Annotated in this window: 21 protein-coding genes and 1 tRNA gene; 13 read left to right on the top strand and 9 right to left on the bottom strand. The window is 69.0% G+C overall.

Annotated elements, in window-relative coordinates; translation table 11 throughout:
* Window positions 1-14: 14 nt before the first annotated feature.
* Complete coding sequence (gene hppD, locus ABN401_RS15535) at window positions 15-1,112, bottom strand: 4-hydroxyphenylpyruvate dioxygenase (protein ID WP_349685776.1); 1,098 nt, start codon at window positions 1,110-1,112, stop codon at window positions 15-17.
* 156 nt (window positions 1,113-1,268) lie between these two features.
* Here hppD and rpe point away from each other — a divergent pair, with 156 nt between their 5' ends.
* Both rpe and ABN401_RS15525 read left to right on the top strand, forming a co-directional pair.
* Window positions 1,269-1,937: a ribulose-phosphate 3-epimerase gene (gene rpe, locus ABN401_RS15530; RefSeq protein WP_349685775.1), complete on the top strand. Its 669-nt coding sequence runs from the start codon at window positions 1,269-1,271 to the stop codon at window positions 1,935-1,937.
* Window positions 1,934-3,748, top strand: a complete 1,815-nt coding sequence (locus ABN401_RS15525) for a heparinase II/III family protein (protein ID WP_349685774.1) — start codon at window positions 1,934-1,936, stop codon at window positions 3,746-3,748. The genes rpe and ABN401_RS15525 overlap by 4 nt, the downstream gene beginning before the upstream one ends.
* A gap of 15 nt (window positions 3,749-3,763) precedes the next feature.
* Here the strand turns inward: ABN401_RS15525 and ABN401_RS15520 are convergent, their stop codons facing one another.
* From ABN401_RS15520 to ABN401_RS15510, 3 genes are read right to left on the bottom strand one after another with little or no spacing between them, the layout of a single operon-like run.
* Window positions 3,764-5,116 carry a S1C family serine protease gene (locus ABN401_RS15520; protein WP_349685773.1) on the bottom strand — a complete coding sequence of 451 codons (1,353 nt, stop codon included), beginning with the start codon at window positions 5,114-5,116 and terminating at the stop codon, window positions 3,764-3,766.
* A gap of 30 nt (window positions 5,117-5,146) precedes the next feature.
* A complete protein-coding gene (locus ABN401_RS15515) occupies window positions 5,147-6,595 on the bottom strand; it encodes a sensor histidine kinase (protein WP_349685772.1) in 1,449 nt (482 codons plus the stop codon).
* A 3-nt stretch (window positions 6,596-6,598) separates the two neighbouring features.
* A complete protein-coding gene (locus ABN401_RS15510; protein ID WP_349685771.1) occupies window positions 6,599-7,414 on the bottom strand; it encodes a response regulator transcription factor in 816 nt (271 codons plus the stop codon).
* A gap of 192 nt (window positions 7,415-7,606) precedes the next feature.
* On the opposite strand from ABN401_RS15510, the gene ABN401_RS15505 reads away from it, so the two are divergent.
* Window positions 7,607-9,730: a M13 family metallopeptidase gene (locus ABN401_RS15505; protein WP_349685770.1), complete on the top strand. Its 2,124-nt coding sequence runs from the start codon at window positions 7,607-7,609 to the stop codon at window positions 9,728-9,730.
* Between the two features lie 200 nt (window positions 9,731-9,930).
* Here the strand turns inward: ABN401_RS15505 and ppa are convergent, their stop codons facing one another.
* Window positions 9,931-10,500 (bottom strand): inorganic diphosphatase, encoded by a 570-nt coding sequence (ppa, locus tag ABN401_RS15500; protein ID WP_349685769.1) that lies wholly within the window; start codon window positions 10,498-10,500, stop codon window positions 9,931-9,933.
* Between the two features lie 108 nt (window positions 10,501-10,608).
* On the opposite strand from ppa, the gene ABN401_RS15495 reads away from it, so the two are divergent.
* Window positions 10,609-11,307 (top strand): DUF599 domain-containing protein, encoded by a 699-nt coding sequence (locus tag ABN401_RS15495; RefSeq protein WP_349685768.1) that lies wholly within the window; start codon window positions 10,609-10,611, stop codon window positions 11,305-11,307.
* Window positions 11,308-11,593: 286 nt separating this feature from the next.
* Here the strand turns inward: ABN401_RS15495 and ABN401_RS15490 are convergent, their stop codons facing one another.
* Complete coding sequence (locus tag ABN401_RS15490; protein WP_349685767.1) at window positions 11,594-12,457, bottom strand: N-formylglutamate amidohydrolase; 864 nt, start codon at window positions 12,455-12,457, stop codon at window positions 11,594-11,596.
* A gap of 123 nt (window positions 12,458-12,580) precedes the next feature.
* Between ABN401_RS15490 and cpdR the strand changes: the two genes are divergently transcribed.
* Both cpdR and ABN401_RS15480 read left to right on the top strand, forming a co-directional pair.
* Window positions 12,581-12,940, top strand: a complete 360-nt coding sequence (gene cpdR, locus ABN401_RS15485) for a cell cycle two-component system response regulator CpdR (protein WP_349685766.1) — start codon at window positions 12,581-12,583, stop codon at window positions 12,938-12,940.
* A 157-nt stretch (window positions 12,941-13,097) separates the two neighbouring features.
* Window positions 13,098-13,172: transfer RNA gene (locus ABN401_RS15480), tRNA-Val, on the top strand.
* A 73-nt stretch (window positions 13,173-13,245) separates the two neighbouring features.
* Here the strand turns inward: ABN401_RS15480 and ABN401_RS15475 are convergent.
* From ABN401_RS15475 to ABN401_RS15465, 3 genes are read right to left on the bottom strand one after another with little or no spacing between them, the layout of a single operon-like run.
* Entirely contained in the window at window positions 13,246-14,181 is a 936-nt protein-coding gene (locus tag ABN401_RS15475) for a pirin family protein (RefSeq protein WP_349685765.1), read from the bottom strand.
* Window positions 14,178-15,506, bottom strand: coding sequence for a hypothetical protein (locus tag ABN401_RS15470; protein ID WP_349685764.1), 1,329 nt, complete (start codon window positions 15,504-15,506; stop codon window positions 14,178-14,180). The genes ABN401_RS15475 and ABN401_RS15470 overlap by 4 nt, the downstream gene beginning before the upstream one ends.
* Window positions 15,507-15,530: 24 nt before the next feature.
* The gene (locus tag ABN401_RS15465) at window positions 15,531-16,022 is read right to left on the bottom strand and encodes an Lrp/AsnC family transcriptional regulator (RefSeq protein WP_349685763.1); all 492 of its coding nucleotides are present in this window, start codon (window positions 16,020-16,022) and stop codon (window positions 15,531-15,533) included.
* Window positions 16,023-16,169: 147 nt separating this feature from the next.
* Between ABN401_RS15465 and ABN401_RS15460 the strand changes: the two genes are divergently transcribed.
* From ABN401_RS15460 to bioB, 7 genes are all read left to right on the top strand, one after another.
* Window positions 16,170-17,402 (top strand): 3-methyl-2-oxobutanoate dehydrogenase (2-methylpropanoyl-transferring) subunit alpha, encoded by a 1,233-nt coding sequence (locus tag ABN401_RS15460; RefSeq protein ID WP_349685762.1) that lies wholly within the window; start codon window positions 16,170-16,172, stop codon window positions 17,400-17,402.
* Between the two features lie 148 nt (window positions 17,403-17,550).
* Complete coding sequence (locus tag ABN401_RS15455; protein ID WP_432763573.1) at window positions 17,551-18,672, top strand: alpha-ketoacid dehydrogenase subunit beta; 1,122 nt, start codon at window positions 17,551-17,553, stop codon at window positions 18,670-18,672.
* The gene (locus ABN401_RS15450; protein ID WP_349685761.1) at window positions 18,672-20,384 is read left to right on the top strand and encodes a dihydrolipoyl dehydrogenase family protein; all 1,713 of its coding nucleotides are present in this window, start codon (window positions 18,672-18,674) and stop codon (window positions 20,382-20,384) included. Before ABN401_RS15455 ends, ABN401_RS15450 begins: the two co-directional genes overlap by 1 nt.
* Window positions 20,385-20,472: 88 nt before the next feature.
* Complete coding sequence (locus tag ABN401_RS15445; protein ID WP_349685760.1) at window positions 20,473-20,979, top strand: hypothetical protein; 507 nt, start codon at window positions 20,473-20,475, stop codon at window positions 20,977-20,979.
* Window positions 20,980-20,988: 9 nt separating this feature from the next.
* Window positions 20,989-22,428, top strand: a complete 1,440-nt coding sequence (gene lpdA, locus ABN401_RS15440) for a dihydrolipoyl dehydrogenase (RefSeq protein ID WP_349685759.1) — start codon at window positions 20,989-20,991, stop codon at window positions 22,426-22,428.
* A gap of 115 nt (window positions 22,429-22,543) precedes the next feature.
* A complete protein-coding gene (locus ABN401_RS15435) occupies window positions 22,544-23,869 on the top strand; it encodes an amidohydrolase family protein (RefSeq protein WP_349685758.1) in 1,326 nt (441 codons plus the stop codon).
* 132 nt (window positions 23,870-24,001) lie between these two features.
* Window positions 24,002-24,965 (top strand): biotin synthase BioB (bioB, locus tag ABN401_RS15430; RefSeq protein ID WP_432763574.1); only part of this gene is annotated, 964 nt, incomplete at its 3' end.

The following is a 24,965-nucleotide window of genomic DNA, read 5'->3' as shown; positions in this document are numbered from 1 at the left end:
GAGGCGGCGCGACCTTAATTCGCGTCGACCTTGATGACGCCGCGACGGATCTGGTCCAGCTCGATGGAATCGAACAGGGCCTGGAAATTGCCTTCGCCGAACGCCTGGTTGCCCTTCCTCTGAATGATCTCGAAGAAGATCGGGCCGAACATGTCCTGGGTGAAAATCTGCAGCAGCAGGCCGTCCTCGTCCGAGCCGTCGATCAGGATACGGTTCTTGCGCATCCGGGCCACGTCGTGCCCATGGTTGGGCAGGCGTTTGTCGATCAGTTCGAAATAGGTCTCGATCGTGTCCTGGAAGGGCACGCCGCGTTCCTTCAACGTCTCGACCGTCTCGAAGATGTCGTCGGTGGCGAGCGCGATGTGCTGGATGCCCTCGCCGTTGTAGCGCCGCAGGAACTCCTCGATCTGGGAGTTCTCGTCCTGGCTCTCGTTGAGCGGAATGCGGATGGCGCGGTCGGGCGCGATCATGGCCTGGCTGAACAGGCCGGTCGCCTTGCCCTTGATGTCGAAATATTTCTGCTCCTCGAAGGCGAAGACCTCGCCGTAGAAGCCGGACCAGGTCCGCATCTGGCCGCGCCGGACGTTGTGGGTCAGGTGATCCAGCATGTGCAGGCCCACGTTGTTCCTGCGCTCGGCTTCTTCCCAGCCCTCGATCTCGTCCCAGCCGTCGTAGAGCGAGCCCTTCTCGCCGTAGGAATCGATCAGATAGAGCAGCGATCCGCCGATGCCGCGCAGCACATAGGCGCCATCGCCCAGCGCGCCGCCGTCATGCATCTCGGCCGAATGGGCCCCGCGCGCGACGGCACCCTCATAGGCGGCCTTGGCGTCGGCGACGCGGAAGGCCATGCCGTTGGCCGACGGACCGTGATCGCGGGCGAACTCGCCGGCGTGACCCTTGGGCTCGGCATGGACCAGGAAGCTGATGTCGCCCTGCTTCATGCGCACCACGCCGTTGGCGGGATTGCGGTGGGTCTGGACGAAACCCAGGGTCTCCAGCTGGCGGATCATGGCCTGGGGATCGGGGCCGGTGAACTCGACGAATTCGAAGCCGTCGACACCGAGGGGGTTCTCGTGGGCGGCCGCGGTCGCGCGGGGGGCCAGGTCGTCCATGGCGGGTCTCCTGAAGAAGCGGTGGCCGCAAGGGGGTCGGCCGGTTGGCGCGGAACCTAGTGGCCCCGCCGCGCGAAGCCAACCCGCGCAGGGTCGCGGCGTGTTCACGAGGCGGCGATGCTTGCCCGTCCGGCCCGCTCGTCCTAATCCCGGGGCATGGCGAACACCCCCTTGATCTGCCCGTCCATCCTCGCCGCCGATTTCGCCAAGCTGGGCCAGGAGGTCGCGGCGATCGAGGCGGCCGGCGCCGACTGGGTCCACGTCGATGTGATGGACGGCCACTTCGTGCCCAACATCACCATCGGCCCCGATGTGGTGAAGGCGCTGAGGCCCCACACCACCCTGCCGTTCGACGTGCATCTGATGGTCGCGCCGGTCGATCCCTGGCTGGAGGCCTATCGCGCCGCCGGGGCCGACATCCTGACCGTCCATCCCGAGAGCGGCCCGCACCTGCACCGGACGCTCGGCCGCATCCGTCAGCTGGGGGCCAGGGCCGGCGTGGTGCTGAACCCCGGCACGCCCCTGACGGTGCTGGAGGAGGTGATCGATCTGGTCGACCTTGTGCTGCTGATGTCGGTCAATCCGGGGTTCGGGGGCCAGTCCTTCATCGACAGCGCCCTGACCAAGATCGAACGGACGCGGGCGCTGCTGGATGCCGCCGGGTCGACGGCGCACCTGCAGGTCGACGGCGGCGTGACCGCGCTGAACGCCGGGGCCTGCGTCGCCGCCGGGGCCGATGCCCTGGTCGCCGGAACCGCCGTGTTCAAGGGCGGGCCGGACGCCTATGCGGCCAATATCGCGGCTCTGAAGGGTGCCCGGGCGTGAACCCCATCGGCCCGTTCGCCGAACGATCCACGCCCTCGGTCGGGCCCGACGGCATTCCGGGCCTGAGGGGCGCGCCGACGCGGACACCGGTCCGCAGCGCCGGCGTGGCCACGGGTCCGGGGCTGTGGCCCGCGATCGCCGGGCGGCTTGTGACCCGTCAGATGTGGATCGAGCTGTATGGGCTGCCCGGCTATGCCCAGACGCTCGCCGCCGGAAAGGCCGTCGCCTTCGCCGCCTCGCCGCGCGACTTCCGGCCAGTGGAGGGGGCGCTCGGCAAGGCGATCCTGTCGGGCAAGTTCCACCTGGCGGGCACCCATATGGAGGTCGAGGCCGGCGGTGATCCGTGGAACCGGCCCAGCCCCTCCAAGCCCTTCGCCACCGACCTTCACGCCTTCGCCTGGCTGCCGTCGCTGATGCTCAACGACGAGCGGGGCGCGCGCGAAGCCCTGCGGCTGACGCTGATCTGGGCCGAGACCTTCACGCGGTGGTCGCCGTTCGCCTGGGACCCGCAGATTCTGGCCCGGCGGACCTTCAACATCGCCTGCGCCGCCCGGCGCATGGGGGCGGTGGCGACGGACGGCGAACGCTTCCGTTTGGCCGATGTGCTGGGTCGGCAGGCGCGTCAGCTGCTCAGACCGCCCGGCGGACTGGCGGGGCAGGCCGAACGGCTGGTCGCCGCCGCCGTGGCCGGAGCCGTCCTGGCGGGAACGCCGGGACAGAGGCTGCGACGCGCGGCCCTGGGTCGGCTGCCTGGCGCGCTGCGGGTCACGGTCTTCGGCGACGGCGGTCATGCGTCGCGCGGTGCCGAGGCGGGACTGGAGCTGCTGCTCGATCTGCTGACGCTGAACGAGGCCCTGGCCCAACTTTCGGAGCCGGTGCCCGAGGCCATGGCCGGGGCCATCATGCGGCTGACCACGGCGCTTCGGCTGCAGACCCTGCCGGACGGACGGCTGGCGGCGTTCCAGGGCGGAGGGCCCTCGAGCCCGAGCCGCGTCGCGGCGGCCCGTGACCATGACGATCACGCCGATGCGCCGGGCGGCGCCAGCGGCTCGGTCGGGGGCATGGTGCGAATCCGCTCGCCCCTGCTGACGGTCATGACGGACGCCGGGCCCCCGGCGCGCGGCGCCTGGTCCGAGGCCGCCTGCGCCCAGCCTCTGGCGCTCGAGATCGTCTGCGGCAAGGACCGGTTGATCACCGGCTGCGGCTGGACGCCCCGCGCCGCCGACCGGCAGGGCCTGCGGCTGGCCCCGGGCCATTCGACCCTGACCCTGGGAGAGGCGACCTTCGCCGAACCGCTGGGCGGCTGGAAGGCGGACCTGCTGGGTCCACGCCTGTTCGGTCGGCCGTGGAAGACCAAGGTCGAGCGTCGCGACGCCGAGGGCGCCGTGTGGCTGGAGGTCGAGCACGACGGCTGGGCCGCGCCCTTCGGCCTGCTGCACCAGCGCCGGCTCTATCTGGATCAAAGGCTGGACGAACTGCGCGCAGAGGAGCGGCTGCATCCCTGTCCGGAAAGCCGGGGTCAGGTGCGGGCCATCGCGGCACCGTACGCGGTGCGGTTCCATCTGGAACCGGGGGCCCAGGCGTCGTTGGCGCGGGATCGCCGCTCGATCCTGCTGCGCGGCCATTCGGGGCGGGGCTGGTGGTTCCGCACCGACGGGCCCGACGTCGCCATCGAGCCCTCCGTCCATGTCGAGGACGGACTGACCCGGCGCTCGCTCCAGGTCGTGGTGCGAGGCTCGGCGCGGACCGACGCCGAAACGAAGATCCGCTGGAAGCTCAGCCCGGCGGGAGCGGCGGGCGACCCGACCTGAGTCTGCCCCGCGAGATCACGGGGTCAGGGTGACCTCGGCCTCGCCATCCTCGCGCGTCACGGTCAGCACCAGCGGACCCCGGCCGCCCAGCAAGCGCCCGAGATCGGCCAGAGACCCCACCGGCCGACGCCCGATCGCCGTGACGATGTCTCCGGCGCTCAGGCCCGCGGCGGCGGCGACGGAGCCGCCCTCGACCGCCTGGACCTGGGCCCCCTCGGCGACCTGGGCGAAGCTGGCGCCGAAGGCCTGGATGGCGCTGGACCCGATCTGGACGCCCTCGTCGAAGGGGACCTCGACGTTCAGGCTGGCCGTCGCCTCCTGTCCGTCGCGCTGATAGACGATGGTCAGCGGCGTGCCGGGAGGGGCGATGCCGATGGTCGCTTGCACAGAGCCGGCGTTCGCGGCGGCCCGGCTCTGGACCCGGGTTATGATGTCGCCGCGACGCAGGCCCGCCCGGTCGGCGGGCGAGCCCGGCGTCACGTCCTCGACGATGGCGCCGCGCACGAAGCCCAGGCCCAGCTCGACCGCTCGCTCGGCCGTCAGGGACCCCAGGGTCGCTCCGATCCGGCCGCGCGTGACCTCGCCGGAGGTCCTCAGCTGGTTCACCACGAACATCAGGATGCGTGTCGGGACCGCGAAGGCGATGCCGTCGTTGCCGCCGTTGAAGTCGCCCGACAGGATCGAGGTGTTGATGCCGATCAGCCGCCCCCGGCTGTCCAGCAGAGGCCCGCCCGAATTGCCGGAGTTCACCGCCGCGTCGGTCTGGATGTAGTCCTCGACGGCGTCGCCCATGCCCGACCGGTTCAGGCCCGAGATCACCCCCATGGTCAGGGTCTGGTCCAGCCCCAGGGGATAGCCGACGGCGAAGGCGAGATCGCCCGTCCGCAGGGTGTCGGAATCGACCATCTCCACCTGCGTCAGGCCCGTGGCCTGGATGCGCAGGACGGCCAGGTCCGTGGCCTGGTCCGATCCGATCAGTTCGGCGTCCAGCAGGCGGCCGTCCGACAGGTCGACACGATAGGTCTGGCCGTCCGCGACGACATGGTTGTTGGTGATGATGATGCCTTCGGCCGCGTCGATGATCACGCCCGAGCCGCTGGAGACCGCGGCCGGCACGCCCCCCTCGCGCGACGGACCGGCGGAGACGCCCAGGGTCGTCACCTGGACCACGGCCGGCAGCGAACCCTCGAGCCCGGTCGAGAAGCTGAACACCCCCCGTCGGCTGTCGTAGGGAAGGGGGAAGTCGCTGGACGGCGGCGTTTGCGCGGCGTCGGTCCGGGCGGTCGACTGAGCTGTCGCGGCCGTGCCCCCGGTCACTCCGATGACGAGGGCGACGGCGGTGGCGGTCAGGAAGCGGGCGCGCGTCATGTGGTCTTTTCCCAGTGTGTCGGCCGGAGCCTATCGTGTGAACCGCGCCGTGACGATGGTCCCGGGCGCGGCGTCATCAATCGTCATTCCCGCGCCATGCCGGCGAAGGCTGGCGCGTACGAAGGCCAGCCCCATGCCATGGCTCTCGCGGGGCCCCGCCGCCTTGCCCATGCCGGGCCCCTGATCGGCCACGCTCAGCACCGGTCCGTCCTCGCCCGGATGGGCGCGGATCAGGACCAGCCCGCCGTCCGGCGAGAACTTGACGGCATTGTCCACCAGATTGGCGACCGCGCGCTGGAGCAGGGACCGAACGCCCAGGACGGCCACCGGCTCGGCCTCGGCGCGGATGACGATGCCCCGTTCGTCGGCGATCGGCTGATAGAGCTCGACCGCGGCCTCGGCCAGGATGTCCAGCCGGACACTCTCGAACGACCAGGCTTCGCCGTCGCGCAGGGCCATGGCCTCGTTCATCGCCCGGGTGATGTCGGCCAGGTCCTGGCGCGCCTCCTGGGTCAGTCTCAGCCGTTCGGCCGGATCGTCGGTATCGGCCAGGCGATCCAGCCGCGCCGTGGCCCGCGCCAGCGGCGTGCGGAAGTCGTGAGCCAGCTGGTCGGCGGAATCGCGCAACCAGGTCAGAAGTTCGTCCAGGCGGTCCAGCGTCCGGTTCACCTGGCCCGACAGCTCCGTCAGCTCGGGCGCGACCGAGACGTCGGGGGCGCGGCGCGAGAAATCGCCGACGGCGGCGCGGTCCAGCACCTGGGTCACCTCGGCGACGGCGCTTGTCAGCCGGCGGCGGGCGAATGTGGCCGCCGTGAGGCCGGAGACCAGGATCAGGACCCCGATGACCGCCACCGCCAGCACGGCCCAGCGCCAGGCGACACCGGCGGGATCGACCACCCGCCCGACCATGACGTCCAGGGCCCCGATCGGCCGGCGCACGACGACCACCTCGACGGCGCGCGACGGGCACAGCTGCCCGACCGCCAGTTGAACCAGATAGACGTCTTCACCCAGGCTGGTCAGGCGACGGGCCCTCGCGGTCTGCAGCGCCACCAGACCTGCGGGCTTGCCCACGGGTGCGCGGATCAGACGCACGCCTGCCCCGCCCCGGCCGGTGCGACAGGTTTCTTCCAGCGTCGTGCTCTCGCGACCCGGCCCGTCCTGAAAGGCGGTCAGCAGGGCCGACAGATAGGCCGCATCGGCCTCGGTCATAACACTGGCGTCCATCGCGGTGTCGGGCGGCAGTTTGGTGGCGATGGCCCCGAAGTCCGCGAGGGCGGCCAGAGCCGCCTGCTGTCGCTGGTCCAGCTGGGCCGCCCGTCCTGTGATCAGCAAAGAGCCCGTCAGGGCGACGGCGGCCAGTATGGCCAGGGTCGAGGCGAGCTGGAACGACGTCCGCCGGGCCAGCCAGGCGGTTGTCGCCGACAGGTCCACGGCACGTCCGAAGGCGGCCCAGATGCCGGGTTGGCTGGACGCCAAGGCTCAGGCCGCGTCCAGGTCGCGGAACACCAGGCTCTGGCTGCGCGCCGAGACGATCAGGGGATGCAGATCCTCGCCGAGCTCGGGGGACTGTTCCTTGAGCCGACGGCGCAGGGCCGAAATCCGGGCGTCGATGATGTTGACGAAATTGTCCGGCAGAAAGGTCCATTCGACCCAGCATCGGTCCCACAACATGGTCTTGGTCACCGGCTGGCCCCGCGCCGTCATCAGTTCGGAGACGATGGCGAATTCGAGCGGGGACAGATCGATCAGCCGTTCGCCCTCGGCGGTCTTCAGCTTCAATGTCCGCGCTCCCGGCGACAGGCGGAACGGGCCGTTCAGCAGGTCGCTGTTGGCCGGGCGCGCGCGTCGGGCCACCCGGCGCAGCTGGGCCGCGATCCGGGCCAGGAGCTCCTCGTCGCCGACTGGCTTGGACAGATAGTCGTCCGCCCCGCCCAGCAGACCCTCGACCCGCTGGCGCTCGCCGGTCAGGGCCGTCAGCATCAGGGCCGGGGCGTCCGAGGCGGCCCCCGAAGATTCGCGCAGCCGTTTCAGGGTCTCCAGTCCGTCGAGCCCCTTGGTCAGGCGGTCCAGGATCAGGATGTCGTAGGGCCGGGCCAGGGCGGCCTCCAGCGCCTGTTCGCCGGCTTCGAACCGGTCGACGGCGGCGAAGCCGGCGCGCAGCAGGCGGTCGCTGACATGGTCGGCTAGGGCCGGATCATCTTCCAGCAGCAGGGCCCGTCGTCCGGCAAACACCTCCGCGAGCGCCGCGAACGGGTCATCGATCGCGACCCCGGCCTGATCCATCGTCTCGGTCATGCCCGTCCCCCGTCCAGACGCACGATAGGCGCCCCGCCGCCCCCGCGACAATCCCGAGCGGCTGATGCTTTCTGACGCCCGCGTCGGGAACATGAACTATTTTTAAGACTCTCTCCCAGTCGTGCGGCGTAGGGTCGGGGACGAAGCGCGGGTCAGGTCGCGCCCCTTCGTCGCAAACCCCAGGAAAATCTCATGAAGTCGCTTCTGCTCGGTGCCGCCATCGGCGCCATGCTGCTGCCCTCCGCCGTTCTGGCGCAGGATCACGATCACGCCTGCCTGGATGAGGCCTGCACGGTCTGGTCGATCTTCCAGGACGTCCCGGCCGTCGAGGGCGCTTCCGGTTGGCAGGGCGTTGACGCCCCCCGCTACGGCACCTGGGGCTTCGATCCGGCCGGCATGGACACCTCGGTCGCGCCCGGCGACGACTTCATGCGCTACGCCAACGGCGCGGCGCTGGACCGGCTGGTGATTCCGGCGGATCGCACCAGCTACGGGTCTTTCGCCCTTCTCGGCGAGTTGTCCGAGAACCGGATCAAGGCCATGATCGACGGCCTGGCGGCGAGGTCGGATCTTGTCGCCGGCTCCGACGAACTGAAGATCGCCGACGCCTATCGCAGCTACATGGACGTGGCGCGGATCGAGGCGCTGGATGCCCAGCCGCTGCAACCCTATCTGGCGGCCATCCGCGCGGCCGACAGCCATGACGCCATGGCCGCCTACATGGGGCGGACGGTCGGCGGCCTGGGCGGGTCCTTCTTCGCCACGGGGATCGGCACGGATCAGAAACAGCCGGACCGCTATGTCACCTCCGCCGGCCAGTCGGGGCTCGGCCTTCCGAACCGCGACTACTATCTGTCGCCCCTCTATGCGGACAAGAAGACCCAGTATCAGGCCTATGTCGCCCGCATGCTGGAGATGATCGGCTGGGAAGACCCCACCGGTAACGCGGAGCGGATCGTGGCGCTGGAAACCGCGATCGCCGAGGCCCACTGGACCCCGATCGAGAACCGCAATCGCGACCGGACCTATAACGAATACACGATCCAGCAGCTGGCGGCCGATGCGCCCGGCTTCGACTGGAACGGCTATTTCGGCGCGGCCCGCCTGGGCGACGTTCCCCGTCTGATCGTTCGCCAGAACACGGCCATGCCGAAGCTCGCGGCCATCTATGCCGAGACGCCGATGGCGACGCTGCAGGCCTGGCAGGCCTTTCACACCACCGATCAGGCGGCGCCGCGCCTGTCGGCCCGCTTCTCGGACGCCCAGTGGGAGTTCCGTTCGCGCGACCTGCAGGGCCAGCCCGAGCAGCGTCCGCGCGACCGCCGCGCCATCGCCTTCGCCCAGGGCGCATTGGGCGAGGCCATCGGACGCCAATATGTCGCCGACTGGTTCCCGGCTGAGTCCAAGGCCCAGATGGAAGAGCTGGTGGCGAACCTGCGCCGCGCCCTGGCCCTGCGCATCGAGACCTATGACTGGATGAGCGCCGAGACCAAGGCGGCCGCCCAGGACAAGCTGGCCAAGTTCACGGTCAAGATCGGCTATCCCGACCGCTGGCGGGATTACTCCGACCTGGAGATCCGTGGAGACGACCTGTTCGGCAATGCCGAGCGCGCCGGCCTGTTCCGCTGGGAGTATCAGCTGAACCGCCTGAACGATCCTGTCGACAAGACCGAGTGGGGCATGACGCCCCAGACGGTGAACGCCTACTACAACTCGACCAACAACGAGATCGTCTTCCCGGCCGCCATCCTGCAGCCGCCCTTCTTCGATCCGCAGGCCGATCCGGCGGTGAACTACGGCGCCATCGGCGGCGTCATCGGCCACGAGATCGGCCATGGCTTCGACGACCAGGGCTCCAAGTCCGATGGCGACGGCGTCCTGCGCAGCTGGTGGACGGCCGAGGACCGGGCCAATTTCGAAGCCCTGACCCGGCGCCTCGGGGCCCAGTACGACACCTACGAGGTCCTGCCCGGCTATTTCGTCCAGGGGGCCCTTTCGATGGGCGAGAACATCGGTGACGCGGCCGGCGTGGCGGTGGGGCTGGAAGCCTATCACCTGTCGCTGAACGGCGCGCCCGCCCCGGTGATCGACGGATTCACGGCCAATCAGCGTCTGTTCCTGGGCTGGGCCCAGGTGTGGCAGTCCAACTCGCGCGACGACGCCCTGAAGAACCAGGTCGTGACCGGGCCGCACTCGCCGGCGATGTTCCGCGTCATCGGACCGGTCCGCAATGTCGACGCCTGGTACGAGGCCTTCGACGTCCAGCCGGGCCAGCGGTACTATCTGGCTCCGGACGAGCGCGTCCGCATCTGGTAGGCACAGTCACCCAAGGGGGCTGCGGACCGAAAGGACGCAGTCCCCATGTCCCACGCCGTCATCCTCGGACTTGATCCGAGGATCGGACGTGCCGCCGCGCCATCGGTTGGCCCGACCCGCGACCGCGCCTGATATCGAACGCCTCACGCGCTCGACCTCTGATCCTCGGGTCAAGCCCGAGGATGAGGGGAAGAAAGGGTTCAGGCGGCGTTGGCCGCCTTGCCGCCGGACTTCTTGGCCTCGGCCTCGTTATGGGCGATGACGCCCCGCGCGATCAGCTCGGCGGCCTCTCCGGCGTCGCCCCAGCGCTTGACCCGCACCGACTTGTTCTTCTCCAGGTCCTTGTAGCGAGTGAAGAAGTGCTCGATCTGCTCGACCATGATGGTCGGTAGCTGACGGTAGCTGGCGATGTCGGTGTAGTAGGGGTGCAGCGCGTCGACCGGCACGGCCAGGATCTTGTCGTCGCCGCCCGCCTCGTCCTCCATCATCAGCACGCCGATCGGCCGCGAACGGATGACGCAGCCCGGCACCACCGGCGTCGGGTTCAGCACGATGACATCGCAAGGGTCGCCGTCGTCCGCCAGGGTGTGGGGCACGAAGCCGTAGTTGCCCGGATAGTACATGGCCGTGTGCAGGAATCGGTCGACGAACAGGGCGCCGGACGCCTTGTCCATCTCGTACTTCACCGGCAGGCCACCCTGAGGGATCTCGATGACGACGTTCAGGTCCCAGGGCGGGTTGGGACCGACGGGAATGGCGTCGAGGTTCATGACGGGGCCTTGGATTGTGCGACTGCGAACGAGAGCCGGGCGTGATAAGCCTGTCGGAGCCCGGCGGCAAGCACGGGCACGGACACGGAACCGGAGGCGCGGCCCCATATGACCCCCCTGGACTGGCTCGGGCTCGGCCTCTTCTTCCTTTGCTGGCTGGCCTATGAGCCGCTGCTGAAGGTGCTGGCGCGCCGCAGCGGCTCCTTGAACGACGACATGCTGACGGTGCGTCATGCCTGGATGACGGCCATGACCCGGCGCGAGGTTCGGCTGCTGGACAGCCAGTTGCTGGGCCATTCGATCAACTCGGGCTCGTTCTTCGCTTCTTCCAACCTGCTGCTGATCGCCGGCGTGGCCAGCGTGCTGTTCGGCGGCGACCAGGCGTTGCAGGGGTTTTCCGCCGTCGGCGCGGAAAAAGTGCCGGTTCCCTTGCTGGAGGCCAAGCTGGGCCTCGTGCTGTTGTGTCTCGCGCGGGGGCTTCTCGACTTCATATGGTCCATCCGCCAGATGAACTATGCCCTGGCCCTGATCGGATCGGCCCCGGAGATCACGATCGAAGCGGACCGCGAAGCCTTCGGTCAGGCCACAGCGGATGTGCTCAATCCGGCGCTGGGGGCGTTCAGCCAGGGGGTGCGCGGCTACTATTTCGCCCTGGCCGGGGCGGCCTGGCTGTTCGGGCCGTTATGGCTGTGTGCCGGCGTGGTGTCGGCCTTCACCCTGTTGGTCTGGAGACAATCGGCGTCTCCGGCCGCGCGGGCCATCCGCACCGCGCGCCGCTTGATCGATGCCGATAGGGCGATCCGATAGCGGTCTTCGCAGCTGCAACAATGGCCCCGTCGCGGGATCGCGGCACGATCGTGTCCTGAAAGCGGTTACAACTCGTCATAGCCGAAGTTTCAGGTCGTAACGAGGCGTGATCGCGAGAGGATCGATCCAGCTTGACGCATTGTGCATCGCAACCTAGATTGCTCTTCGACGCCTCCGGGCGTCTTGCCCTTCCTGGGCGTTTCCTCCCTATAGACTTCATGCCGCGCCCTCGGGCGCGGCTTTTTTTCGGCCCCGGGAACGACCGACGCCGGATCGGCTTCCGAGTCTAGCGGGGCCAGACTTCGCGCGACAGAGCCACGATCACCCGCTCGATCCGCGCGGCGAACCGGTCGTGATCCGACGACGGCTCCAGCGTTTCCTCGTCCAGATATAGCGCGCGGTTGATCTCGACCTGCACCGCCTGAAATCCTTCATCCGGTCGCCCCCATGTCTGGGTGGCATAGCCCCCGGCGTAAGGGGCGTTGAGCGCCACGCGAAGGCCTTCGGCCTCGAACAGGGCGCGGATCCGTCGGGTCACGCCACCTCTGGCCGCCGCCCCGTGCCGGTCGCCCAGCACGATGTCGACGGCCCGAACGCCGGGACGAGCCCCCGCGGCGCGCGAGGGCATGGAGTGCCAGTCCAGCAGCAGGGCCGTCCCATGGGCTTCCCGGGCCCGGCCCATCAGGTCGCCGAGCGCCCGATGATAAGGGGCGTGGACCCGCTGGACGCGGCCGCTCACCTCCTCGATGGACAGGCGACGGTCGTAGAGGGCCTCGCCGTCTCCGGCGCGTCTGGGAAGGACACCATAGCCCGCCGCCACCTTGGCGGACATGGCCCCGGCGACCCCGTCGATCAGAACCGGATCGAGCTCGTCCGGCGAGCGGTTCAGATCCACATAGGCGCGCGAGATCTGGGCGGCCAGCAGCGGTATCCCGAGCCGAGGACCGTGCCCGACCAGACGATCCACGCCCACGTCCTCGGCGCTGCGAAGGGTCTGCCAGCTCAGTCCCGGGATGGCGCCCATGTCCGACGGCACCCAGCCGCCCGAGTGGGGCGAGGCGAAGACCATCACGGCCGGCTGCGCGCTCGCCCCACGCACCACGAAGGGCGGGGGAACCGGTGCCGGATCGATGGGGTGGGCGGCGGTCATGGCCCGCCATAACCTGTTTTTCCCCTGTGACCATGCGCGTCTCGCCCAGGGTCACGGTGAATTTCATCGCCGGTTTACTGTTGCCGGACTAGCGTCACCTTATTGACGAGGGGACATTTGGGCATGGCTCGCATCCTGCTGGCGGAAGACGACGGTTCGCTGAGGGGCTTTCTCACCCGGGCGCTGGAACGCGCCGGGCACCAGGTCGTCGATTGCGAGAACGGCGACGACGCTATCGATGCGCTCGAGCACGGCCCCTATGATCTGCTGCTGACCGACATCGTCATGCCGGGCGCCGACGGCATCGAGGTGGCGCGCGTCGCCGCCGCCCGTCAGCCGGGCCTGCGCATCATGTTCATCACCGGGTTCGCCGCCGTGGCCCTGTCCGCGGCCCAGGCCAGCCCCCAGGCCAAGGTCCTGTCCAAGCCGGTCCACCTGCGCGATCTCGTCAGCGAGGTCGACAAGATGTGCGCGGCTGCCTAGTTCGACCGCGTCGGCGCTCGCTGCGGGTGTCTCGCCTTCTTGGCGGGTTTGGGCTTGCTGCTGGCTGAGCGCGGGATTGGCCCTTGCGACTTCCGCTTTCGCCGGGTTATAGACCGCGCCTTCCCGCCCTCGGGGGTCGCCCCAGGGCCGTTTCGGCGGACGCGTAGCTCAGCGGGAGAGCACTACGTTGACATCGTAGGGGTCACAGGTTCAATCCCTGTCGCGTCCACCATTCTTTTCAATGACAAGATTGGATCCAAACCGCTCTTCGGGAGCCTGTGGTCGTCTCGTGGTTGAGCCTCGTCTCAGACCGGGTGCGTCGGCGTGGGCTGGACGGGTTCGGACCGGGTCGAGACCGCGGCGTCGTCGGGCAGGGGAATGAATTCCTGATCGTCCTCGGTCGGCAGGGTCATGCGGCCGGCCTGCCAGTCGGCCTTGGCCTGTTCGATCCGCGCCTTGGACGAGGCGACGAAGTTCCACCAGATGTGGCGTTCGCCGACCGGTTCGCCGCCCAGAGCCATGACGGTCGCGGGTCCCAGAGCCCTCACGGTCGGCTCGGACTGGGGCTCCAGCACGATCAGCTGGCCCTCATGGAAGGTTCGGTCGCCGATCTCGACCGAGCCCTTGGCGACATAGAGCGCCCGCTCCGCCATTCCGCCGCCGCGGGGGCCCGGCGGCGGGGCGGTGCGGACGCCGTCCTTCAGCTCCCAGTGGACATAGAACAGCGGCGATGACGTCTGCACCTCGGCCTTGGCGCCATAGGCCTCGCCCGCCACCAACCGCGCGAACAGCCCGCCGTTCTCGTAGAGAGGCAGGCCCTCCTCGCCGATGTGCTGAAACCCGGGGTCTGAGTCTTCGGCCTCGTCGGGCAGGGCGATCCAGGCCTGCATGCCGTTCATCGGCCCGCCCTGGGCGCGTTTCAGGGGATCGGTGCGCTCGGAATGGACGATGCCCTTGCCGGCCGTCATCCAGTTCACCTCGCCGGGGCGGATGTGCTGGGTATAGCCCAGGCTGTCGCGGTGCAGGATCTCGCCCTCGAACAGATAGGTCAGGGTCGACAGGCCGATGTGCGGATGGGGCCGCACATTGATCGCCTCGGAGCCGGGCGCGAACTCGGCCGGGCCCATGTGATCCAGGAAGATGAAGGGCCCGATCATGCGGCGCGAATGGAAGGGCAGGATGCGCCCGACCTCGAATCCGCCGAGGTCCTTCTTTCGGGCGTCGATCACCATCTCGATCATGGGGCGCTCCTTGGGGGCAGTCGCAGGCGAGAGATGAGGGCGGGGGCGGGTTCGGGCTCGCGCAGGGCGCCTTCGCCGTCGAAGGCGCTCCACTGTGATCGGGATACGAACACCAGATCGCCCTCATGGATCAATCCCGTCGTCGGTTCGTCGATCCGCGGCAGATTGGCCGCGAGGACCTCGGTCGCCTCGATCCGGTCCCGGCCGGCGCTCAGCGTCAGCCGCAGGACCCGCTGCGGCGCGGTGCCGTTCTGGATCGCATAGAGGGCGTCGCCGCCGTCGATCAGACCGTCGACGCCGATCAGGACGGCGTCGGAAGGGGCCGCGAGGCGCTGCGTGCTTCCGTCCGCTCCGACCCGCCAGATGCCCGAGGAATAGTCGGCGACGATCAGCGCGCCGTCATCGCCGGCGACCATGCCCTGGGGCGAGCCGAGGACGCCGGGAGCCCGCATGACCTCCAGCGCCTCGGCCGCCGGGCGAAGGCGGAACAGGTCGCCGCCCACCGGATTTGCGACATAGACGGTGCCGTCGGGGCCCAGAGCCACGTCGCCCGCGCCGCGTTCGGTCGCTCCGTCAGGAAGGGCGTAGCGCTGGACCACCGCCGCCGTATCGAGATCGATGCGGAGGAGGGCGGGTTCAACCGGCGCGGCGTCTGCCAGGCGGCCGTGGGTCGCGGGCGGCAGGGCCATGGTCGCCGCCCACAGCACGCCTCGCGCAGGGTCGATCGCCAGTCCGACGACGGCGCTGCGTTCCGGATCGTCGGCCAGCCACGGCGTGACGGTGCCGTCGTCCGACAGCGCCAGAATGGTCCGGCCCCGGACCTGGGACACCAGCCAGCGGCCGTTCGCCGGGTCCCTGACAATGGCCTCGACCAAGCCGGATCCCGGTATGGCCGCGATTTCGCCCAGGGCTGCGGCCCCGACCGGTTCGCCATTGGCACGCTGGGCTTCGGAGATACTCGCTCCGGCGGGCGAGGCCAGCAACGGCGCAAGGGCAGTGACCTGGGTAAGGTCGGCGGTCAGTCCCGCGGCCGCGTAGAGCTCAAGCTGGCGGATGGCGTCGTCGGGGCGGTCGTCCTCGGCGGCGATCCTGGCCCTCAGAACGATGACGCCGGGGTGGTTGGGCAGGTGTCGTTCGGCGGCCGCCAGCGAGCGTTCCGCCTGCGCCAGGTCTCCGGCCTGCCGCGCCGCCATGCCCTCGGTCCGCAGGCGTCGGAAGGCCGCGAGGTCGGTCTCCCCAGCGACGGCCGTCGTCGTTTGCGCGGGGGCCGCACCGACCCCCAGGCCGAGGGCGAACACCGCGCCCAGAACTCCGATCCCGATCATCGCCCCGCGCCCCCCGGCCATGGCTCAGTGCCCCACATGCGGGGTGATGATCCCCAGCGGCAGGGTCGTCACATTCTTCACGCCCCGCGTCACGATATGGCTCTCGCAATCCGAGACGATGCCGAGGCTCAGCAACTTTTCCCTCAGGAACTGGTCGAAAGCATGCATGTCGGAGGTGATGATCCGCAGCACATAGTCCTCGCGGCCGGTGATGGTCGCGCACTGGACCACCTCGGGCCAGTTGGCCACGGCGGCTTCGAAGGCGTCCAGATTGTCCTTGGACGGCAAGCTCAGCTTGACGATGGCATAGACCTCGAAGTCGAGACCCAGGAGCGCGGCGTCCAGCAGGGTGACGCGCTTGCGGATCAGGCCGCTATCCTCCAGTCTCTTGATCCGGCGCCAGCACGGCGAGGCCGACAGGCCGACCCGCTCGGCGACCTCCGCGACCGACAGGCCGGCGTCCTGTTGCAGGATGTCCAGGATGCGGGCGTCGATCGGGTCCAGTTCGTCAGCCAAAGCGTTTCTCCGTTTATCGTTATGACGCAATAAAATACCCTAAATCGGCCTTGTGCAAGGCGAATTTGGGCGAGCGTTAACGGGGGCGGCATGCTATCAGCCGCAGAAATCGACGACGCGCTCGGATCAACCGGACGGCAGGATGGAATGACCAGGAACACCAGGCCGCTCTCGCTGCGGGTGCCGGAGCCCTCGGGCCGTCCCGGCGACGCGCCGGATTTCAGCCACCTCAAGCTCGACGCCGCCGGCGCCGTCGACCGGCCGCCGGTTGATGCGCGCCCCGTCCAGATGCTGGACCTGGCGTTCCGCCTCGTCCGCGTTCTGGACGACGAGGGCCAGGCCGTCGGTCCGTGGAACCCGCGCCTCGATGCCGAGACGATGCGTCGGGGTCTGAAGGCCATGATCCTGACCCGCGCCTTCGACGACCGGATGCACCGCGCCCACCGCCAGGGCAAGACCAGCTTCTACATGAAGTGCACCGGCGAGGAGGCCATCGCGGTCGCCCAGGGCATGATCCTGAGCCGCGAGGACATGGGGTTCCCCACCTATCGCCAGCAGGGCCTCTTGATCGCGCGCGGCTATCCGCTCGCGACCATGATGAACCAGATCTACTCCAACGCCGAAGACCCGATCAAAGGCCGCCAGCTGCCGATCATGTATTCGGCCAAGGACTATGGCTTCTTCACCATCAGCGGCAATCTGGGCACCCAGATGCCCCAGGCCGTCGGCTGGGCCATGGCCAGTGCCTACAAGGGCGACGACAAGATCGCCATAACCTGGATCGGCGACGGGGCGACGGCGGAAGGGGACTTCCACAACGCCCTGACCTTCGCGGCCGTCTATCGGGCGCCTGTGATCCTGAACATCGTCAACAACCAGTGGGCCATCAGTTCCTTCATGGGCATCGCCGGCGGATTGGAGACGACCTTCGCGTCCAAGGCCATCGGCTATGGCCTGCCCGCGCTGCGCGTCGATGGCAACGACTTCCTGGCCGTCTGGGCCGCGACCCAGTGGGCCGAGGAACGGGCGCGGACCAACCAGGGCGCGACGGTGATCGAGCTGTTCACCTATCGCGGCGCGCCCCATTCCACCTCCGACGATCCCGGCCGCTATCGCCCCGGCGATGAGCACGAACACTGGCCGCTCGGCGACCCGATCTCGCGTCTGAAACAGCATCTGATCGCGCTCGGCGAATGGTCGGACGAACAGCAGGCCGAGGCCGAGAAGGACGCCGTCGAACAGGTTCGCGCCGCCGGCAAGGAGGCCGAGGCCATCGGCACGCTGGGCCAGTCGCGCCCGTCGGTGAAGACGATGTTCGAGGAGGTCTATGCCACCGAGGACTGGCGCCTGATCGAACAGCGCCGGGAGGTCGGGGTATGATCCCCTATTCCGCTCATCCCCGCGAAAGCGGGGACCCAGTGCTTTGGGCGATGGCTGCCCTCGTTCATCGCGCTGACCCCCATCCCACACGCCTTGCCTCACAACAGAACTGGGTCCCCGCTTTCGCGGGGATGAGCGGTGGTTTTCAATGAGCGAGACCTTCACCGAAACCGACCGCACGGACGGCATCGAGCCGGACATGGCCGACCAGTCCAACGCCCCGGCGTCCGACGCGCCGGACGCGCCGGCCGTCGCCCCCATGAACATGATCCAGGCGCTGAATTCGGCGCTGGACGTCAAGATGGCCGAAGACCCGAACGTGCTCTCGTTCGGCGAGGACGCGGGCTATTTCGGCGGCGTCTTCCGGGTCACGGATCACTTGCAGAAGAAGCACGGCCTGACCCGCAGCTTCGACGCTCCGATCTCGGAGTGCGGCATCGTCGCCGCCGCCATCGGCATGGGCGCCTATGGCCTGCGCCCGGTCGTCGAGATCCAGTTCGCCGACTACATCTATCCCGCCTACGACCAGATCGTTTCGGAGGCCGCCAAGCTGCGCTACCGTTCGGCGGGCCAGTTCACCGCCCCCATCGTGGTGCGTTCCCCCTATGGCGGCGGCATCTTCGGCGGTCAGACCCACAGCCAGTCGCCGGAAAGCCTGTTCACCCATATCGCCGGGCTTAAGGTGGTGATTCCGTCCAACCCCTATGACGCCAAGGGCCTGTTGACCGCGGCGATCGAGGACGACGACCCGGTCATCTTCTTCGAGCCCAAGCGGCTGTACAACGGCCCCTTCGACGGCTGGCACCAGAAGCCCGTGTCCCCCTGGAAGGCCCAGGAACTCGCCCAGGTGCCGACCGGCAAGTATGTCGAACCCATCGGAAAGGCGCGCGTGATGCGCGAGGGCGCCGACGTCACCATCCTCGCTTATGGCTCCATGGTGTGGGTCTCGCTGGCGGGTGCCGAACATGCCGGTGTGGATGCCGAGGTGATCGACCTGCGCACCCTCGTCCCGCTCGACATCGAGACCATCGAGGCCAGCGTGAAGAAGACCGGCCGCTGCGTCATCGTCCATGAAGCCCCGAAAACCTCCGGGTACGGAGGAGAGCTGTCGGCCCTCGTCCAGGAGCGCTGCTTCTATCATCTGGAAGCCCCCGTGACCCGCGTCTGCGGCTGGGACACGCCCTATCCGCACGCCTTCGAGTGGGAGTATTTCCCGGGTCCGGAACGGGTGGCGACGGCGCTGAAATCTGTCATGGCGGGAGGACGCTGATGGGTCGATTCGTCTTCAAACTGCCTGACGTGGGCGAAGGCACCGCCGAGGCCGAACTGGTCGCCTGGCACGTCGCCGTCGGCGATACGGTCTCGGAGGATCAGATCCTGGCCGACATCATGACGGACAAGGCGACGGTGGAACTGACCTCGCCCGTCGCGGGGACGGTCACGGCCCTGCACGGCGAGCCCGGCGTCATGTCGCCCGTCGGCGGGCCGCTGGTGGAGTTCGAGGTCGAGGGGGCGGGGAATTCGGAGTCCGTGGCTCAGAACCCCTCCGTCTCCTCGCAAGAGCTCGGATCCACCTCCCCATCCGCAAGCGCGGACGGGGAGGAGACCGTGTTGGCGTCTCCTCCCCATTCGCAGAATGGGGAGGTGGCACGGAGCGATAGCGAAGTGACGGAGGGGCTCTTGGCCGCCCCCGGCAACTACGTCTTCAAGCTTCCCGACGTGGGCGAGGGCACCGCCGAGGCCGAGCTCGTCGCCTGGCACGTCGCGGTCGGCGACACCGTGACCGAGGACCAGCTTCTCGCCGAGGTCATGACCGACAAGGCCACCGTCGAACTGACCAGCCCCGTCGCCGGTGTGGTCACGGCGCTGCACGGCGACGCAGGCACCCAGGTCCCCGTCGGCGGCCCGCTGGTGCGCTTCGACGTCGAGGGCAAGGGCAATGTCACGGCCTCGCCCCCCTCGAACCCTGCTCCGCAGGCTTCGGTCCTCCCAGAGGGGGGACAGACGACGCGCACCGTCTCTCCGCCTCCTGGGCGGAGACAGGCGGCGCAGCCGCCAGAGGCGGGCAAGTCCGTCTCCCGCGCCCCCCAGACCCCCGGCGTCCGGCCGCTCGCCTCTCCGGCGGTCAGGAAGCGCGCCCGCGAACTGGGCGTCGAGCTCCCGTTCGTGCCCGGCTCCGGCCCGGCCGGCCGCATCGAGCACGGCGACCTGGACGCCTTCCTGGCCGGCGGATCGCGCCCGGCCGTGCCCGCCTCGACCGGCTCGACCTATGCCCCGGCCGAAGGCACGACCGAGGTCCGCATCATCGGCCTGCGCCGCAAGATCGCGGAGAAGATGGCCGAGAGCGTCCGGCGCATCCCCCACATCACCTATGTCGAGGAGATCGACGTCACGGCGCTGGAGGATCTGCGGGCCCATCTGAACGCACAGAACAAGGGCAGCGATCGTCCGAAGCTCACCGTCCTGCCCTTCATCGCCCGCGCCATCGTCGTGGCCCTGCGCGACCAGCCGCAGATCAACAGCCACTATGACGACGAGGCCGGGGTCCTGACCCAGCACGCGGCCGTGCATCTGGGCATCGCCGCCCAGACGCCGAACGGCCTGATGGTGCCGGTCGTCCGTCACGCCGAGGCGCGCGATCCGTATGACACCGCCCTGGAAATCGCCCGCGTCTCGGGCGCCGCCAAGGACGGCTCGGCCAAGCGCGAGGAACTGACTGGCTCGACCATCACCATCACCTCGCTGGGCACGCTGGGCGGCGTCGTCCACACCCCGATCATCAACCACCCCGAGGTCGCCATCGTCGGCCCCAACAAGATCGAGGAGCGGGTGGTGGTGCGGAACGGCCAGATGGTCGTGCGCAAGATGATGAACCTGTCGTCGTCCTTCGATCACCGTATCGTCGACGGCCACGACGCCGCGGTCTTCGTCCAGCGCATCAAGGGCCTGCTGGAACAGCCCGCGACGCTGTGGATGGGGTGACGGCGATGCCCGGTCCGTCAGGGATCGTCGTTTGCGAAGCGGCGCCATTTGGCGTTCATGGACCTTTGATACGCGAGGGAAGAAAGCCATGATCCGCGTCCTGACCGCCGCCGTGACCGCCGCCGCGCTGGTGGCGGCGTCGCCCGCGTTGGCCTGCATGCCGCCGCCGCCCAACGCCTCCTACGAGACCCAGATGGCCCGCGCGGCCTTCGTCGGGCGGGTGGTGTCGATCGAACGGTCGGACCCGGCCGGCTGCCTGGAGGATGCCCGCGCCAGGGCCAAGGACAGGATGTCCGGCGATCCCGGCGAAGCTGCGTGCGAGGCCTTCGGCTACGCCACGCTGGAGCCCGCCTGGATCATCAAGGGCGAGGACCTCGTGACCGGCCCCTTCCGCGTCTTCTGGAATCGGGTCGGGTTCTGCACGGTCGGGTGGGAGCCCCGGATGGGCGACCTGGCTGTCGCCATGATCCCCGAGGATCCACGCCGGCTGGGCGAGGGCACGACCGCCGTCGTGGACGGCATCCAGCAGGGCGAAATTCTGTTTCAGATCATCATGGAGCTGGTCGAAGAGATCCAGCCCCGACCTTCCCAGTAACGGCGGCGCATGACCCAGACCCTCAAAACCAAAGTCCTCATCATCGGTGCCGGCACCGGCGGCTATGTCGCCGGCATCCGCTGCGGACAGCTGGGGCTGGAGACCGTGCTGGTCGACGGTGGCGACGGGCTGGGTGGGACCTGCCTGAACGTCGGCTGCATTCCGTCCAAGGCGATCATCCACGCGGCATCCAAGTTCGAGACCGTGGCCAAGGCCGCGGGCGGCGGGACGCTGGGCATCACCGCGTCCGCTCCCGCCATCGACCTGGCCCAGACCCGCGAGTGGAAGGACGGGATCGTCCGTAAGCTGAACGCCGGGGTCGCGGCCTTGCTGAAGAAGGCCAAGGTCAAGGTCGTCAAGGGCTGGGCGACCTTCGACGACGCCAAGACCTGTCGCGTCGAGACCGACGATGGCCCCGTCACCATCACGGCCGAGCACGTCATCCTGGCGACCGGCTCCGAACCCGTCGAACTGCCCTTCCTGCCGTTCGGCGGCGACGTCATCTCCTCGACCGAGGCCCTGTCGCTGGACGCCGTGCCGGGCAAGCTGGTCGTGGTCGGCGGCGGCTACATCGGGCTGGAACTGGGCATCGCCTATCGCAAGCTGGGGGCCCAGGTCGCCATCGTCGAAATGGCCGACCGCATCCTGCCGCTCTACGACAAGGCCCTGACCGACCCGGTCATGAAGTGGCTGACCGATCACGGCGTCGATATGCACCTCGGGGCCCGCGCCGGCGGTTTCGGCGATGGCAAGCTGTCGATCACGACGAAGGACGGCGAACCGCTGCAACTGGACGCCGGCAAGGTGCTGGTCACCGTGGGCCGACGTCCGCGCACCTCCGGCTGGGGTCTGGAAAACATGGGCGTCGCCATGGCCGGGCCGTTCGTGAAGATCGACGACCGCTGCGCCACCTCGATGAAGAATGTCTGGGCCGTCGGCGACCTGACCGGCGAACCCATGCTGGCCCATAAGGGTTCGGCCCAGGGCGAGATGGTCGCCGAGATCATCGCCGGTCGCGCTCAAGCAGCGAGCGGCCGCGCCGCGAGCGATAGCGCAAACGAACGACTCTTCGATCCCGTCACGATCGCCGCCGTCTGCTTCACCGAACCGGAGATCGTCTCCGCCGGCCTCGGCCCGCTCGACGTCGAGGGCCGCGACGACGTCATCACCTCGGTCTTCCCGCTCGCCGCCATCGGCCGGGCGCTCGCCATCGAAGCGGGCGAGGACGGGGGCTTCGTCCGGGTGCTGGCGTCAAAATCCGACCACCGCATCCTGGGCGTCCAGGCGGTGGGCCAGCACGTCGCCGAACTGTCCAACAGCTTCGCCCAGATGCTGGAGATGGGGGCGGTGCTGGAGGACGTCGCGGGCGTCATCCACGTCCACCCGACGCTGGGCGAGGCGTTCCACGAGGCGAGCCTGCGCGCGCTGGGCCACGCCATTCATATCTAGGGGTCGCTAACGCTCGCTACGCGGTCGCTCGCTGCTTGAGCGACAGGGCGCGTGGGTTCTCAGCTTGAGCGTTCCTCCGGCCCATGCCTAACTCCCTCGAAACCGGGGGAAGTCCATGAAGCCGATCATCGCCGCTGCCGTTCTCGCGCTCCTGCTGCCGGCGGGTGCCGCGCTCGGCCAGGACGGGGCCGCGCCGCCCGCCGGGTCGGTGACCCTCGTTCAGGCTGGACGTCTGCTGGACCGACCAGGACAGGCCCCCCGCGGCCCCTCCACCGTCGTCATCCGGGACGGTCGCGTGGTCGAAGTGCGCGACGGGATCGTGGGTGCCGACGCCTTTCCGGGCGCGGAGGTGGTGGACCTGTCCGATCGTTTCGTCCTGCCCGGCCTGATCGACAGCCATGTCCATCTCGGCACCAGCCAGGCGGGGCAGGCGGGCCTGATCGCCCAGTTCACCGAGAGTGTTCCGACCACGGCCTATCGCGCGGCCGAGAACGCTCGCGCCACCCTGATGGCCGGCTTCACCACGGTGCGGAACCTGGGCGACGACGGCGGCGTGACCCTGGCCCTTCGCGACGCCACCGCCCGCCACGCCATCGTCGGCCCCCGCATCGTCGATGCCGGCGTCAGCATCTCGACGACCTCAGGTCATATGGATGGGCGCAATGGCCTGAACGACGCGCTGCGCGAGCACACCGACCACACCAACGTCTGCGACGACACCGCCTCGTGCCGCGAGGCCGTCCGCCTCCAGATCAGCCGGGGCGTCGACGTCATCAAGATCGCCACGACCGGCGGGGTGAACAGCCGCATCGGCGCGGGCCTGGGCGCCCAGATGTTCGAGGACGAGGCCCGCGCCCTGATCGAGACGGCGCATCTCTATGGCAAGAAGGTCGCCGTCCACGCCCACGGGGCCGACGGCATCGCGCTGGCGCTGCGCCTGGGCGCGGATTCCATCGAGCACGGCACAATCTTCGATGACGAGACCATCAGCCTGTTCCGCTCTTCCGGCGCCTATTACGTCCCGACGCTGTCGACCGTGAACGGCTATCGCGAACGGCTGGCGGCGGACCCGAACGCCTATTCCGCCGAGGTCCTGCCCAAGATCCTGTGGCGCATCGAGATCACCGGTCAGTCGCTGCAACGCGCCGTGCCCGCCGGTGTCCGCATCGCCTTCGGAACCGACGCCGGCGTGTCGATGCATGGCCGCAACGCCGACGAGTTCGAGCTGATGGTCCAGTACGGCATGACCCCGGCGACGGCCATCCAGGCGGCGACGATCAACGCCGCCGACCTGTTGGGCCTTGGTGAGGAGATCGGGTCGCTCGAACCCGGCCGCCGCGCCGACATCATCGCCGTCGACGGCGATCCGCTGGCAGATGTCACCGTGCTCAAGGATGTCGACTTCGTGATGCGCGACGGGCGGGTCTATCGGGCGGATTAAGGGTCGAGGGTCGAGATTCAAGGGTCGGAAGATTGGCATCGACGGCGACGGGCCGCTAAGCAGAGCCGTCGCCCGCCCGATTGGATCCTGCCCTTGTCCCTCGACCCTCGACCCTCGACCCTCGACCTTTCCATCCCCCGCCACGACTGGACCCTGACCGAAGTCGAGGCCCTGTTCGCCCGCCCCTTCATGGACCTGGTGTTCGAGGCGGCGACCGTGCACCGGCGCTGGTTCGATCCGTCCGAGGTCCAGACCTCGCAGCTCCTGTCGATCAAGACCGGGGGCTGCGCGGAGAACTGCGGCTACTGCTCGCAATCGGCCGCCTTCGACACCGGGCTGAAGGCCGAAAAGCTGATGGACGCCACCGCCGTGATCGCCGAGGCCATGGCAGCCAAGGCGGGTGGGGCCAGCCGCTTCTGCATGGGCGCGGCCTGGAGGGAGCTGAAGGACCGGGACACGCCGAAACTGGCCACGATGATCGCGGGCGTGAAGGCCCTGGGGCTCGAGACCTGCGCGACGCTGGGCATGCTGACGGCGGATCAGGCGCGCCAGCTCAAGGACGCGGGGCTCGACTACTACAACCACAACCTCGACACCGGGCCGGACTATTACGCCGACGTCGTCACCACCCGGACCTATCAGGACCGGCTCGATACGCTGGAGCATGTGCGCTCGGCCGGCATGAAGACCTGCTGCGGCGGCATCGTCGGCATGGGCGAGAGCCGCCGGGATCGCGCGGGCCTGCTGCACGCGCTGGCCACTCTGCCCGAACATCCCGACAGCCTGCCGGTCAACGCCCTCGTGCCGGTGTCCGGCACGCCGCTGGGCGATCGGGTGAAGCGGGAAGGGGAGATCGACCCCATCGAGTTCGTCCGCACCGTCGCCGTCGCGCGGCTGGTCTGCCCCCGGGCCATGGTCCGGTTGTCGGCGGGTCGCGAGGGCATGAGCGCGGAAATGCAGGCCCTGTGCTTCCTGGCGGGGGCCAACTCCATTTTCGTCGGCGGTCGTCTTCTGACCACGTCCAATCCGGGCGAGGACGCCGACGCGGCCCTGTTCGCCCTGCTGGACCTCCGGCCGATGGCATTGGCTAGTCCTC

The sequence above is a fragment of the Brevundimonas aurifodinae genome (assembly GCF_040195595.1).
GTDB classification, from domain to species: Bacteria; Pseudomonadota; Alphaproteobacteria; order Caulobacterales; family Caulobacteraceae; genus Brevundimonas; species Brevundimonas aurifodinae.
This window is presented reverse-complemented; position numbering and strand designations above follow the sequence as displayed.

What these genes read in the sequence shown, in the direction of transcription:
- hppD (WP_349685776.1), bottom strand. Translation starts at nt 1,112, where the DNA reads ATGGACGACCTGGCCCCCCGCGCGACCGCGGCCGCCCACGAGAACCCC.
- rpe (WP_349685775.1), top strand. Translation starts at nt 1,269, where the DNA reads ATGGCGAACACCCCCTTGATCTGCCCGTCCATCCTCGCCGCCGATTTC.
- ABN401_RS15520 (WP_349685773.1), bottom strand. Translation starts at nt 5,116, where the DNA reads ATGACGCGCGCCCGCTTCCTGACCGCCACCGCCGTCGCCCTCGTCATC.
- ABN401_RS15510 (WP_349685771.1), bottom strand. Translation starts at nt 7,414, where the DNA reads ATGACCGAGACGATGGATCAGGCCGGGGTCGCGATCGATGACCCGTTC.
- ABN401_RS15505 (WP_349685770.1), top strand. Translation starts at nt 7,607, where the DNA reads ATGAAGTCGCTTCTGCTCGGTGCCGCCATCGGCGCCATGCTGCTGCCC.
- ppa (WP_349685769.1), bottom strand. Translation starts at nt 10,500, where the DNA reads ATGAACCTCGACGCCATTCCCGTCGGTCCCAACCCGCCCTGGGACCTG.
- ABN401_RS15495 (WP_349685768.1), top strand. Translation starts at nt 10,609, where the DNA reads ATGACCCCCCTGGACTGGCTCGGGCTCGGCCTCTTCTTCCTTTGCTGG.
- ABN401_RS15490 (WP_349685767.1), bottom strand. Translation starts at nt 12,457, where the DNA reads ATGACCGCCGCCCACCCCATCGATCCGGCACCGGTTCCCCCGCCCTTC.
- cpdR (WP_349685766.1), top strand. Translation starts at nt 12,581, where the DNA reads ATGGCTCGCATCCTGCTGGCGGAAGACGACGGTTCGCTGAGGGGCTTT.
- ABN401_RS15475 (WP_349685765.1), bottom strand. Translation starts at nt 14,181, where the DNA reads ATGATCGAGATGGTGATCGACGCCCGAAAGAAGGACCTCGGCGGATTC.
- ABN401_RS15470 (WP_349685764.1), bottom strand. Translation starts at nt 15,506, where the DNA reads ATGATCGGGATCGGAGTTCTGGGCGCGGTGTTCGCCCTCGGCCTGGGG.
- ABN401_RS15460 (WP_349685762.1), top strand. Translation starts at nt 16,170, where the DNA reads ATGACCAGGAACACCAGGCCGCTCTCGCTGCGGGTGCCGGAGCCCTCG.
- ABN401_RS15455 (WP_432763573.1), top strand. Translation starts at nt 17,551, where the DNA reads ATGAGCGAGACCTTCACCGAAACCGACCGCACGGACGGCATCGAGCCG.
- ABN401_RS15450 (WP_349685761.1), top strand. Translation starts at nt 18,672, where the DNA reads ATGGGTCGATTCGTCTTCAAACTGCCTGACGTGGGCGAAGGCACCGCC.
- ABN401_RS15445 (WP_349685760.1), top strand. Translation starts at nt 20,473, where the DNA reads ATGATCCGCGTCCTGACCGCCGCCGTGACCGCCGCCGCGCTGGTGGCG.
- lpdA (WP_349685759.1), top strand. Translation starts at nt 20,989, where the DNA reads ATGACCCAGACCCTCAAAACCAAAGTCCTCATCATCGGTGCCGGCACC.
- ABN401_RS15435 (WP_349685758.1), top strand. Translation starts at nt 22,544, where the DNA reads ATGAAGCCGATCATCGCCGCTGCCGTTCTCGCGCTCCTGCTGCCGGCG.